13 protein-coding genes are annotated in these 12400 nt (G+C 59.0%); 5 read left to right on the forward strand and 8 right to left on the reverse strand.

Annotation, left to right across the window (positions count from 1 at the left end):
• Positions 1 to 125: 125 nt before the first annotated feature.
• Positions 126 to 932: an AraC family transcriptional regulator gene (locus I6G83_RS19565; protein ID WP_054306607.1), complete on the forward strand. Its 807-nt coding sequence runs from the start codon at positions 126 to 128 to the stop codon at positions 930 to 932.
• Positions 933 to 973: 41 nt separating this feature from the next.
• On the opposite strand, the gene I6G83_RS19570 is transcribed toward I6G83_RS19565, so the two are convergent.
• On the reverse strand, positions 974 to 1630 hold the full coding sequence (locus tag I6G83_RS19570; RefSeq protein WP_015672536.1) for an epoxyqueuosine reductase QueH: 657 nt from the start codon (positions 1628 to 1630) through the stop codon (positions 974 to 976).
• A 165-nt stretch (positions 1631 to 1795) separates the two neighbouring features.
• On the opposite strand from I6G83_RS19570, the gene I6G83_RS19575 reads away from it, so the two are divergent.
• The gene (locus I6G83_RS19575; protein ID WP_054306606.1) at positions 1796 to 2092 is read left to right on the forward strand and encodes a YciI family protein; all 297 of its coding nucleotides are present in this window, start codon (positions 1796 to 1798) and stop codon (positions 2090 to 2092) included.
• A 127-nt stretch (positions 2093 to 2219) separates the two neighbouring features.
• Here the strand turns inward: I6G83_RS19575 and I6G83_RS19580 are convergent, their stop codons facing one another.
• Positions 2220 to 2774 (reverse strand): TetR/AcrR family transcriptional regulator, encoded by a 555-nt coding sequence (locus tag I6G83_RS19580; protein ID WP_054306605.1) that lies wholly within the window; start codon positions 2772 to 2774, stop codon positions 2220 to 2222.
• A gap of 117 nt (positions 2775 to 2891) precedes the next feature.
• Here I6G83_RS19580 and I6G83_RS19585 point away from each other — a divergent pair, with 117 nt between their 5' ends.
• Positions 2892 to 4364 carry an MFS transporter gene (locus I6G83_RS19585; protein ID WP_054306604.1) on the forward strand — a complete coding sequence of 491 codons (1473 nt, stop codon included), beginning with the start codon at positions 2892 to 2894 and terminating at the stop codon, positions 4362 to 4364.
• Between the two features lie 56 nt (positions 4365 to 4420).
• On the opposite strand, the gene I6G83_RS19590 is transcribed toward I6G83_RS19585, so the two are convergent.
• Positions 4421 to 4597 carry a YciY family protein gene (locus I6G83_RS19590; RefSeq protein WP_015672540.1) on the reverse strand — a complete coding sequence of 59 codons (177 nt, stop codon included), beginning with the start codon at positions 4595 to 4597 and terminating at the stop codon, positions 4421 to 4423.
• Between the two features lie 262 nt (positions 4598 to 4859).
• Between I6G83_RS19590 and cls the strand changes: the two genes are divergently transcribed.
• Positions 4860 to 6320, forward strand: a complete 1461-nt coding sequence (cls, locus tag I6G83_RS19595; RefSeq protein ID WP_015672541.1) for a cardiolipin synthase — start codon at positions 4860 to 4862, stop codon at positions 6318 to 6320.
• A 54-nt stretch (positions 6321 to 6374) separates the two neighbouring features.
• Positions 6375 to 6698 (forward strand): HI1450 family dsDNA-mimic protein, encoded by a 324-nt coding sequence (locus tag I6G83_RS19600; RefSeq protein ID WP_015672542.1) that lies wholly within the window; start codon positions 6375 to 6377, stop codon positions 6696 to 6698.
• Positions 6699 to 6758: 60 nt separating this feature from the next.
• Here the strand turns inward: I6G83_RS19600 and oppF are convergent, their stop codons facing one another.
• The 5 genes from oppF to oppA all read right to left on the reverse strand — a co-directional run bounded on the left by oppF (position 6759) and on the right by oppA (position 12343).
• The gene (oppF, locus tag I6G83_RS19605) at positions 6759 to 7760 is read right to left on the reverse strand and encodes a murein tripeptide/oligopeptide ABC transporter ATP binding protein OppF (protein ID WP_054306603.1); all 1002 of its coding nucleotides are present in this window, start codon (positions 7758 to 7760) and stop codon (positions 6759 to 6761) included.
• Positions 7757 to 8773 carry an ABC transporter ATP-binding protein gene (gene oppD / locus I6G83_RS19610; RefSeq protein WP_015672544.1) on the reverse strand — a complete coding sequence of 339 codons (1017 nt, stop codon included), beginning with the start codon at positions 8771 to 8773 and terminating at the stop codon, positions 7757 to 7759. The genes oppF and oppD overlap by 4 nt, the downstream gene beginning before the upstream one ends.
• A gap of 11 nt (positions 8774 to 8784) precedes the next feature.
• The gene (oppC, locus tag I6G83_RS19615) at positions 8785 to 9693 is read right to left on the reverse strand and encodes an oligopeptide ABC transporter permease OppC (RefSeq protein ID WP_015672545.1); all 909 of its coding nucleotides are present in this window, start codon (positions 9691 to 9693) and stop codon (positions 8785 to 8787) included.
• 13 nt (positions 9694 to 9706) lie between these two features.
• The gene (gene oppB, locus I6G83_RS19620) at positions 9707 to 10627 is read right to left on the reverse strand and encodes an oligopeptide ABC transporter permease OppB (protein WP_015672546.1); all 921 of its coding nucleotides are present in this window, start codon (positions 10625 to 10627) and stop codon (positions 9707 to 9709) included.
• Between the two features lie 84 nt (positions 10628 to 10711).
• Positions 10712 to 12343, reverse strand: coding sequence for an oligopeptide ABC transporter substrate-binding protein OppA (gene oppA, locus I6G83_RS19625; protein ID WP_054306602.1), 1632 nt, complete (start codon positions 12341 to 12343; stop codon positions 10712 to 10714).
• Between the last annotated feature and the right edge of the window lie 57 nt (positions 12344 to 12400).

Raw genomic sequence — 12400 nt, forward strand, 5'->3', positions numbered from 1 at the left:
AGCCCGAGTGTGCACATCATGAATAGCCCCAGTAGATCGTCTGCCTTCGATATTAGGCTTGCGCCTGGCGTCCATCTACATAAAAATAGACATATTCTTTATTTATTTGGACAAAGTACGGCGGCATGGGTTTTTACTCTCCTGAAGACGGCGGTCAGGCGCTCGACCTGAGCGAAAAAGATGCCCGTGGTTTGCCGGTATTCGGCGTCGCCGTACGCTACCCGGCAGGCCATATCGTGCCCCGGCATCGGCATGCGCACGGCCATCTGATCTATGCCAATCAAGGCCTATTACGCGTGGAAGCGGAAAGCGGGCAATGGCTGGTGCCCCCCACGGCGGCGGTCTGGCTTCGCTCCGGCGTGGCGCACGGTCTGGCTGTTCCCGTGGCGCTGCAGGCGTACGGCCTGTTTGTGCGCGATGATATTTGCGCCCGCCTGCCGCCGCATGATTGCGTGGTTCACGTCTCCGGCCTGCTGCGCGAGTTGATCATGGCGCTGGCGCAAGCCGACCACCAGACCATCGCCGCTAAGCGCCTGCATTTGCTCGGTGAACTGTTGGTCGAAGAACTCCACGCCCAGCCGGCACTGCCGCTTCATCTGCCGTGGCCTGCGGGCGATGCTGACAGCCCGATACAGCACGTGTGCCGGGTGCTACTGGATAATCCTGGCGATACGGCCAGCGCCGTTGAGTGGGCCGGCAGGCTGGCGATGGGAGATAAAACCTTCCACCGGCGCTTTCTCCGAGCGACCGGCATGACCTTTGGCAAATGGCGTCAGCAACTGCGGTTGATGTCGTCGCTGACGCTATTGATGCAGGGAATTCCGATAACGCAGGTGGCGCTGGCGAGCGGCTACGACAGCCACAGCGCCTACACCACGGCGTTCGGTCGACAATTCGGACAACCGCCTTCCGCCTTTGCGGCGAAGAGATAATTCGCGGTTACCCGCACTTCATTCGGCCTGGCAGAGCAGGATTACTCCTCCTCATCGCCGTAATACAGCACGCCCAGCTTGATTAACGGACGCCCCTGCGCTTTACGGTGCAGGTTGGTGTCGCGCAGCGAATAGACGCAGCCGCAATACTCCTGCTGATAAAAGCGTTCGCGCTTGCTGATGTCGATCATGCGCGACGCGCCGCCCTTCTTACGCCAGTTATAATCCCAATACGTCAGTTCAGGATATTTCTGCGCGGCGCGGATGCCGCAGTCGGTAATTTGCTGCATATTCTTCCAGCGCGAGATGCCCAATGAGCTGGAGATAACGTCATAGCCGTGCTCATGGGCATACAGCGCCGTACGTTCGAAGCGCATATCGAAGCACATGGTGCAGCGGATACCGCGCTCCGGCTCGTGCTCCATCCCTTTGGCGCGGGCGAACCAATTGTCAGTGTCATAATCCGCATCAATGATCGGCACGCCATGCTGCCGCGCGAACCGAATATTCTCCTCTTTGCGCAACAGATACTCTTTCTGCGGATGGATATTGGGGTTGTAAAAGAAGATGGCATAATCGATGCCAGAAGCCTGAATCGCCTCCATCACCTCGCCTGAACAGGGTGCGCAGCACGAGTGCAGCAGCAGCCTGCTTTTCCCCGCCGGCAGATTGAGTTTTTCCCGCACAAATTCCGTCATACTTTCACCTTAATGCTTCTCTTCGCCCCGATGCGGGCGCACTATACGAATAAAAACTAGCGCCTTCAAGGCATTAACGCCAGCCCCCGCAAAAATCATTTCTTTGCCGACGCTTTTAGGCTACTTTGGTTTTCCCCGATATAACGATGATTTTAAAGGTGAAACATGCTGTATCTGATCTATGCGCAGGATCTGCCCGACTCGCTGGAAAACCGTCTGTCGGTACGCCCGGCGCACCTCGCCCGCCTGCAGGCGCTGCGCGATGAGGGCCGTCTGGTGGTGGCCGGGCCAAACCCCGCTATCGACAGCAACGATCCCGGCAGCGCCGGCTTTACCGGTTCAACGGTGATCGCCGAGTTCGCCTCGCTGGGCGAGGCGCAGCAGTGGGCACAGCAGGATCCCTACGTGGCCGCCGGCGTGTACGGCGAGGTCGTAGTGAAGCCTTTCAAACAGGTATTTTAAGCAAAAAAAAGCCAGCGCGGAGTCGCTGGCCAAGTGGGTTCTTCGAGGGAATATGTTGTGTGCTGTAAACATACTCCGCCGCGCCGGGCATCGCCATCTATCAGTGCGATAGGCGATGCCGGCACCTTTATGACTTTGACTGTGCATCCAGGATATAGCGCTGCATATCGGCAAACATGGATGCCCACTCCTGCTCGGAGATATCCATCAAGCCAAAGTAGCGCAGCATAAAGGCCCCTTCGGTCGCCAGAAACGCCAGCCGGGCGCGTTTATCCTCTTCACTCTCCAGATCAAGGCCCTCAATCCGCTCGCGGTACCACTCGCGGCTGCTCTGCAGATGTTCCGGCGTTTGTATCAGGGTGGCCATCAGGCCCGCCGCCTTGGCGCTGGAGGTATGATCGGAATTACAGGTCGCCAGCATATGCGCCCGCACCCGGGTCAGCGGCGCAGGATCGTCGCCGGCTATCTGGTTGAAGACGTTGTCATAGGCCTTGCCCCAGCGGTCAAACATGGCGTCGATCAGCGCATCCTTACTGCCGAAGCAGTACTGCACGCCGCCCTTTGAAATCCCCATGGCCTTGGCCACCGAATCAATCGTCAGGCCGGATGCCCCCTGCGTCGCAATGATTTCTTCCGCCGCATCCAATACACGGTCACGATCGATACTTCGCTGTCGCCCCATTACATTCCCCTTTTCAATACGAACGTACGGATTTATAGTATGCGCATTAACCCCACAAAATTTTGGGGATACGTTACGGCGGCGTTATGCCGTCTCGGTTTTGTTTAGGATGTCATTATGCACGCAAATAACCGCTGGTTGATCCTGGCAATGATCTCCAGCGCGCTTTTTTTAATTATTATTGATATGACCGTGCTGTATACCGCGTTGCCGCGTCTGACGACGGCGCTGGACGCCAGCGCATCGGAGAAGCTGTGGATCGTTAACGCCTATCCGCTGGTGGTTGCCGGTCTGTTGCCGGGCGCCGGCATGCTCAGCGACCGCATCGGCCACAAAAAAATGTTTATCGCCGGCCTGCCGACGTTTGCCGTCGCCTCCTTATGCGCCGCCTTTGCCCCCAGCGCCGCCATCCTGATTGCCGCGCGCGCCTTTTTAGCCATCGGCGCCGCCATGATGATGCCGGCGACACTCTCCATCGTACGCCACGTGTTTACCGAGCCCGGCGAACGGGCGCTGGCAATCGGCATCTGGTCGGCGGTCGCCTCCGGCGGTGCTGCGGTCGGGCCGGTGGTCGGCGGTATCCTGCTGGAATATTTCTGGTGGGGTTCGGTCTTTCTGATTAACGTCCCGGTGGTGTTGATAGTGCTGCCGCTGGCCTGGCGGCTGATTCCCCAGTGCGGCGGCAACAGCCAGCGCCCCTTTGACGTGGCGGGTTCGCTGCAGATTATGGTGGGGCTGGTCAGCAGCATTTATGCGCTGAAAGAGCTGAGCAAGACCCAGCCGTCGCTGCCGATTCTGGCGCTTTCCGCCACCTTGGGGCTGCTGTTTTTAACCCTGTTCGCGCGGCGCCAGCGCCGGACGACATCGCCGATGATTGATTTCACGTTGTTCAGCAACCGGCTGTTCGCCAGCGGCGTCGCCGTGGCGGTGATCTCGATGGTCGCGCTGGTGGGCATTGAACTGGTGCTGAGCCAGCGACTGCAGCTGGTTAACGGCCTGAGTCCGCTGCAGGCCGGGCTGTTTATCCTGCCGATCCCGCTGGCCTCCGCCCTTTCCGGCCCGCTGGCGGGGCTGCTGCTGCCGCGCTGGGGGGAGCGCCGTCTGATTCTGGGCGGTCTGCTGCTAACCACGCTGGCCGTCGCCGGGCTGATCGGCTGTTATCACGGCGCGCCGCTGTGGCAGCTAACCCTGTTATTCGCCGCCGGCTTTGGCCTCGGGGGCGCCATTACCGCCGCCTCCACCGCCATTATGCTTAATGCGCCGGAGGAAAAATCCGGTATGGCGGCGTCGATTGAGGACGTGGCCTATGAGCTGGGCAGCGTGCTGGGCATCACGCTGCTAGGCGGCCTGATGACCGTGGTTTACAGCTACAGCCTGTTGCTGCCCGCCGATCTGCCGGTCACGCCGCTGGCCTATGACAGTCTGGACGAGGCATTGCGCCAGGCCGGTGAACTGAGTGCGGCTCAGGGGGCAACGCTGATTAATCTGGCGCGCGCCTCTTTTGATCAGGCCTTTATTGCCGTGCTGGCCGCCGCCGCCGCGCTGATGGCCGTCGGCGCCGCGGCGCTTGCCCGCGCGATGAAGCCCTAGCCCCAACGAAAAACAGTCCCGTCAGGGACTGTTTTTTTAGCGGTCTCGCCGGCGTTTCACCATTCGCAAGACACAGTAAACAACAAGGAACGCCGGTGCTGATTATCCAGGAGACGGCGCACCTGCATAATATGCCGATACCCCCGCGACTGGCGCTCCAGCCAGCGATGCCTGCGCCGCTGATTCTGTCGCATCATCCGCCAACGGGCCACTTCATTTCTACTGCGTCTCATAATTTTACCACTTATACGTCATTGCCAAACGCCGGGCATTATATACCTTTCGCCCCCTCGCCTGCACCCCGTCCGGCCGCCCGTGATGCAACGAAACAGTAATAAACGACGCCCTATGGCAAATAAAAAGTTATTTCCCCGCTTGCCATCCTGGTTTCATTCGCCATATTTATGTCACCTAAGATCCGGGAAAAGGTTTCCCCTTGCGTGATCTGTGCGTACACTCATCGTTGGTGGTTTGCGAACGGGATTTTTCGCCTTTATGACAACATTTTATACCGTAATCAGTTGGCTGCTGGTGTTCGGCTACTGGCTACTTATCGCCGGTGTTACCCTGCGTATTTTAATGAAGCGTCGCGCCGTGCCTTCTGCCATGGCCTGGCTGTTGATTATCTACATCCTGCCGCTGGTCGGCATCGTCGCCTATCTCTCGTTCGGCGAGCTGCATCTGGGGAAACGACGCGCCGAGCGCGCCAAGGCCATGTGGCCCTCTACCGCACGCTGGCTGAATGAGCTGAAGGAAAGCCGCCGTATTTTCGCCACGCAATACAGCGAGGTGGCGCGGCCGCTGTTCCAGCTCTGCCACCGGCGTCAGGGTATCGACGGCGTCAAGGGCAACCAGCTGCAGTTGCTGACCACCACCGACGCCACGCTGAAGGCAATGATCCGCGATATTGAGCTGGCGCGGCACAATATCGAGATGGTGTTCTATATCTGGCAGCCCGGCGGGCTGGCCGATCAGGTCGCCGAGTCGCTGATGGCCGCCGCGCGCCGCGGCGTCCACTGCCGGGTAATGCTCGACTCCGCCGGCAGCCTGCAGTTCTTCCGCAGCCCGTATCCGAACATGATGCGCAACGCCGGCATTGAAGTGGTCGAGGCGCTGAAGGTGAATCTGTTCCGCGTCTTCCTGCGCCGTATGGACCTGCGCCAGCATCGCAAGGTGGTGCTGATCGACAATTACATCGCCTACACCGGCAGCATGAATATGGTGGACCCGCGCTATTTCAAACAGGATGCCGGCGTCGGCCAGTGGATCGATCTGATGGCGCGTATGGAAGGCCCGGTCGCCACCACCATGGGGATTGTCTACGCCTGCGACTGGGAAATTGAAACCGGCAAGCGCATCCTGCCGCCGCCGCCGGATATGAATATCATGCCGTTCGAGCAGGAAAGCGGCCACACCATTCAGGTGATCGCCTCCGGCCCCGGCTTCCCGGAGGAGATGATCCATCAGGCGCTGCTGACGGCGGTCTATTCCGCCCGTGAACAGCTGATTATGACCACCCCCTACTTCGTGCCGAGCGACGACCTGCTGCACGCCATCTGCACCGCCGCGCTGCGCGGCGTGGAGGTCAGCATTATCGTACCGCGCGATAACGACTCAATGATGGTGCGCTGGGCCAGCCGGGCCTTCTTCTCCGAACTGCTGGAAGCCGGGGTGAAAATCTACCAGTTCGAAGGCGGCCTGCTGCATACCAAGAGCGTGCTGGTCGACGGCCAGCTGAGCCTGGTGGGCACGGTGAATCTGGATATGCGCAGCCTGTGGCTGAATTTTGAAATCACGCTGGTGATCGATGATGACGGCTTCGGCAGCGATCTGGCCTGCGTCCAGGATGACTATATCGCCCGCTCCCAGCTGCTGGAGGCCAGAGAGTGGCAGAAGCGGCCGTTCTGGCACCGCATTCTTGAGCGCGTGTTTTACTTTTTCAGCCCGCTGCTGTAATTAGCGTCGGGCATGGTTTACTATCAGCTTCATCATCTATGACTGGAATTTTTTATGGATTTGAATAACCGCCTTACCGAAGACGAAACGCTGGAACAGGCATACGATATTTTCCTCGAACTGGCCGGCGACAATCTGGATCCGGCGGATATTCTGCTGTTCAACCTGCAGTTTGAGGAGCGCGGCGGCGCCGAGCTGTACGATCCGGCGGAAGACTGGCAGGAGCATGTCGATTACGACCTGAACCCGGACTTCTTCGCAGAAGTGGTGATTGGCCTGGCGGAAAGCGACGGCGAGCCGATCAACGACGTGTTTGCCCGGGTGCTGATCTGCCGCGAAAAAGACCACAAGCTGTGCCATATCCTGTGGAAAGAGTAACCGCAAGGTAAGCATAAAAAAACCTGCCGCACGGCAGGTTTTTTGTTTTAGCGCCGCCGCTTACAGCGGGTCCACCTTCAGACAGGAGACCGCATGGCGGAAACTGCCCTCCAGCAGCGGACGCGTTTTGGCGCACTCCGGCCCGGCGATCGGGCAGCGAGTACGGAAAACGCAGCCGGAAGGCGGGTTAATCGGCGAAGGCAGTTCCCCTTCCAGCAGCTGGATCTGCTTATCCTGCTCTTTATCCGGATCGGGCACCGGCACCGCCGACATCAGCGCCTTGGTATAAGGGTGCTGCGGATTATGGTACACCTCGTCGTAGGTGCCCAGCTCCACCGCATGGCCAAGGTACATCACCAGCACGCGGTCGGAGATATGCTTCACCACCGCCAGATCGTGGGCGATAAAGATCAGCGACAGCCCCATCTCGCGCTGCAGCTGCTGCAGCAGATTGACCACCTGCGCCTGAATCGAGACGTCCAGCGCCGACACCGGCTCATCGCAAATCACCAGCTTCGGCTCCAGAATCAGCGCGCGGGCGATACCGATGCGCTGGCACTGGCCGCCGGAGAACTCGTGCGGATAGCGGTTGACCAGGTTCGGCAGCAGACCGACCTTCATCATCATCGCCTGCACCTTGTCGCGCACTTCCTGGCGCGGCATCTTCGGGTAGTAGGTGCGCAGCGGTTCGGCGATGATGTCGCCGATGGTCATGCGCGGGTTCAGCGACGCCAGCGGGTCCTGGAAGATCATCTGGATATCGCTGCGGGCCTGGCGCCAGTCCGCGTCGCTCATGCCAAGCAGATCTTTGCCCAGCCAGGCTACCCTGCCGCTGGTGGCCTTGACCAGGCCGATAATCGCCCGGGCGAAGGTGGACTTGCCGCAGCCGGATTCCCCCACCACGCCCAGCGTTTCCCCCTCAAACAGCCGCAGCGTTACGCCGTCCACCGCCTTCAGGGTTTTTGACGGCTGCCAGAACCACTGTTTGTCATCATTAATATCAAAGTGCACCTTTAAATCGGCCACTTCGAGCAGCACTTTCTTTTCGGTTGCTGTAGTCATACCAACGCCTCCACCGGCTTGAAACAGGCGCGCAGGCGCCCTTCACCAAACGGCTCCAACGCGGGAGCGCTCGCGCACTGATCCATGGCATGCGGACAGCGCGGCTGGAACGGACAGCCTTTCGGCAGCCGCAGCAGGTTTGGCGGGTTGCCGGGGATGGTCAGCAGCGATTCGCCCTCGGCGTCAAGGCGCGGCACCGCGTTGAGCAGGCCGATCGAGTACGGATGGCTCGGGTGGTAGAACACGTCGCGAGCGCTGCCGTACTCCATGGTGCGGCCGGCGTACATTACCAGCACCTTGTTGCAGATACCGGCCACCACCCCCAGATCGTGGGTAATCATAATGATGGCGGTATTGAACTCGTGCTTCAGCTCGTTCAGCAAGGTCATAATCTGCGCCTGCACCGTGACATCCAGCGCGGTGGTCGGTTCGTCGGCGATCAGCAGCTTCGGCCGGCACAGCAGCGCCATGGCGATCATCACCCGCTGACGCATCCCGCCGGAAAACTCATGGGGATACATCCGCATGCGCTTGCGCGCCTCCGGCATTTTTACCGCATCCAGCATCCGCACCGACTCTTCAAACGCCTCGCTTTTGCTCATGTTCTTATGCAGCATCAGCACTTCCATCAGCTGTTCGCCCACGCGCATATAAGGATTGAGCGAGGTCATCGGGTCCTGAAAGATCATCGAAATCTCTTCGGCGCGCAGCCGGTTTAACTGCTTCTCCGGCAGGTTGAGAATTTCCCGGCCGTTAAAGCGCGCCGAACCGCCGATACGGCCGTTGGCCGCCAGCAATCCCATCAGGGCGAACGCGGTCTGCGATTTGCCGGAGCCGGATTCGCCGACGATGCCCAGCGTTTCGCCGGCGCGCAGATCGAAATTGAGATCGTTAACCGCCGTCACGTCGCCGTCCGGCGTCGAAAAGGTCACGCGTAAATCACGCACGTCCAGCAGCGGCGCGCCGTCGGCCGCCTGTGCGGCCGCAGCCTGCGGATATTCAAGAGTAGTCATGATGGCGCTCCTTAACGGTCTTTCGGGTCGAGGGCGTCACGCAGGCCATCGCCGATAAAGTTGAAACAAAACAGGGTGACCACCAGGAAACCGGCCGGGAACAGCAGCAGCCACGGTGAAACCTCCATCGAGTTGGCGCCGTCGCTGAGCAAGGCGCCCCAACTGCTTAACGGCTCCTGCGTCCCCAGCCCGAGGAAGCTGAGGAAGGATTCAAACAGGATCATGCTGGGCACCAGCAGCGAGGCATACACCACCACCACCCCCAGCACGTTCGGCACGATATGGCGCAGCACGATATTGCGGGTGGAGACGCCGCACACCAGCGCCGCTTCAATAAACTCTTTACGCTTCAGGCTCAGCGTCTGGCCGCGTACGATACGCGCCATATCCAGCCACGACACCATGCCGATCGCCACGAAGATCAGGAAAATATTCTGACCAAAGAAGGTCACCAGCAGGATCACAAAGAACATAAACGGGAAGGAGTTGAGGATCTCCAGCAGGCGCATCATCACCGAGTCAACCTTGCCGCCCAGGTAGCCGGACAGCGAGCCGTACAGAGTGCCGACCACCACCGCCACCAGCGCCGCCGCCACGCCGACCATCAGGGAGATGCGTCCGCCGATGGCCACGCGCACCAGCAGATCGCGGCCGGAGGAGTCCGTGCCGAAATAGTGGGCGGATTCCATATCCGGCGGCGCCGACATCATCCCCCAGTCGGTATCGTCATACGCAAACTGCGACAGCCACGGCGCGATAATCACAAACAGGGTGATCAGCGCCAGCACAACCAGGCTGCTCAGGGCCGCGCGGTTATGCATAAAGCGCCGGCGGGCGTCCTGCCACAGGCTGCGCCCTTCCACCTCCAGCTTCTCGCTGAAGTTTTCCAGAGCTTCGCTGTTCTTTTTCGTCAACATCATTGGCGTGCTCCGATTAATAGCGAATTTTCGGATCGATAACGGCGTACAGCACGTCAACAATCGCATTGAACAAAATGGTCAGACCGCCGACCAGGATCGTCAGGCTCAGCACCAGCGAGTAGTCGCGGTTCAGCGCGCCGTTGACGAACAGCTGCCCGATGCCCGGCAGGCCGTAAATGGTTTCAATCACCATCGAGCCGGTAATAATGCCGACGAACGCCGGGCCCATATAGGACAGCACCGGCAGCAGCGCCGGTTTGAGCGCGTGGCGGAAGATAATGCGCCGCATCGGCAGGCCTTTGGCGCGCGCCGTGCGGATAAAGTTGGAGTGCAGCACTTCAATCATCGAGCCGCGGGTAATACGCGCGATGCTGGCGATATAAGCCAGCGACAGCGCCACCATCGGCAGGATCATAAATTTGAAGGCGCCGCCGTTCCAGCCGCCGCCCGGCAGCCACTTCAGCGTGATGGCGAAGATCAGCACCAGCAGCGGCGCCACCACGAAACTGGGTATCACCACCCCGGTCATGGCGAAGCCCATCACCGTATAGTCCCATTTGGTATTTTGCTTCAGCGCCGCGATCACCCCGGCGCTGACGCCCAGGATCACCGCCAGCAGAAACGCCGCCGCCCCCAGTTTGGCGGACACCGGGAATGAACCGGCCACCAGATCATTGACCGAATAGTCTTTGTATTTAAACGACGGGCCAAAATCCCCCTTCGACAGCTGCAGCAGATAATTGCCGTACTGTTTCCAGATCGGATCGTTGAGATGATATTTGGCTTCAATATTCGCCAGCACTTCCGGTGGCAATGCGCGTTCGCCGGTAAATGGACTGCCGGGCGCCAGGCGCATCATAAAGAATGAAATGGTAATAAGGATAAATAGTGTCGGGATCGCCTCTAACAGGCGTCGAAGTATAAATTTCAGCATTGCCCTAACCCTGTGCTACAGCCTGATAACGGCTTATTATTTTGACCGGGCCAGTGACAACGTCACCAGCCCTTGCCGTATCAATCAATGTTTGATGATGTACAGATTTTTATCGTACACGTTATCAAGCGGGTCTTTACCGGTATAGCCGCCGACGTAAGGCTTCACCAGACGGGCGTTAACGTAGTAATAGACCGGCACGATGGCAGAGTCTTTATCCAGCTGCACTTCCGCTTTCTGATAGAGCGCCGCGCGTTCATCTTTGCTTTTCGCCGTCAGCACATTGGCCATCAGCTTGTCGAAGGCTTCGCTCTTATAGTGCGGCGTGTTACTGCTGCTGTCGGACAGCATCATGTTCAGGAAGGTGCTTGGTTCGTTATAGTCGGCGCACCAGCCGGCGCGCGCCACGTCATAGTTGCCCTGATGACGGGTATCGAGGAAGGTTTTCCACTCCTGGTTGACCAGTTTGACGTTGACGCCCAGGTTTTTCTTCCAGATGGAGGCGGCGGCGATGGCCAGTTTCTTATGCAGATCCGAGGTGTTATACAGCAGGCTGAAAGTCAGCGGCTTACCCGGGCCGTAACCGGCTTCCGCCAGCAGTTTTTTCGCTTCTTCGTTGCGTTTTTCCTGGCTCCAGCCGAACCACGCCGGCGGCGTCAGCTTCGCCCCGTCGGTATACGGCGGCGTAAAGCTGTAGGCCGGCAGGTCGCCCTGATTCTTCACTTTATGCACGATGATGTCGCGGTCGAGGCCCAATTTTAACGCCTCGCGCACGCGCGCATCGGTAAACGGCGCTTTCTGGTTATTGATTTCGTAATAGTAGGTGCACAGATACGGGTCGACGTGCACCTCTTTCGGACGCTCTTTTTTCAATTTCTGGAACAGTTCGATCGGCATATTGTTGTAGGTCATGTCGATCTCGCCGGTGCGGTAGCGGTTTACGTCGGTCACCTCGGAGGAAATCGGCAGGAACGTCACTTTATTGATGATGGTTTTGGCGTTGTTCCAGTATTCCGGGTTGCGCTCCAGCACGATGCGTTCGTTAACCACCCAGTTTTTCAGCTTATAGGCGCCGTTGCTGACATAGTTCTGCGGCAGGGTCCACTTCTCGCCAAACTTCTCCACCGCCTCTTTATACACCGGCTTCATGGCGTAGTGCGGGGTCATCTCCACCAGATAAGGCACCGGCTCGGTCAGCGTCACCTGGAAGGTGTGGTCGTCCAGCGCCTTCACCCCCAGGGTCGATTTGTCTTTTTTACCGGCGATAATGTCATCAACGTTTTCTACGTGCGCATACTGCAGATAGCTGGCGTACGGCGAGGCGGTATTCGGGTCCACCAGCCGCTGCCAGCTATACACGAAGTCCTGCGCCGTCACCGGCTTGCCGTTCGACCACTTGGCGTCTTTACGCAGGTGGAACGTCCACACTTTGTAATCTTTGTTATCCCAGCTTTCCGCCACCCCCGGCTCAATACCGCCGTCCGGCGTATTGTTGGCCAGGCCTTCCATCAGATCGCGGGTGACGTTATTTTCCGGCACCCCTTCTATTTTATGCGGATCCAGCGACTGCACTTCAGAGCCGTTATTTTTAACGATCTCCTGCTTGTCGGCCAGCTGCACGCCCGCCGGCACCTCAGCGGCGAACGCGCCGGCGCTGATGCCCAGCGCAGCCATAATCCCCGCGGCCAGCAGGCTTTTCTTTGTGATGTTGGTCATATTATCCACTCCAGTTTTTTATTATCACCGCCTCGATGCCGAGACGGCGTGGCCCGT

This window comes from Serratia rubidaea, assembly GCF_016026735.1.
GTDB classification, from domain to species: Bacteria; Pseudomonadota; Gammaproteobacteria; order Enterobacterales; family Enterobacteriaceae; genus Serratia_B; species Serratia_B rubidaea.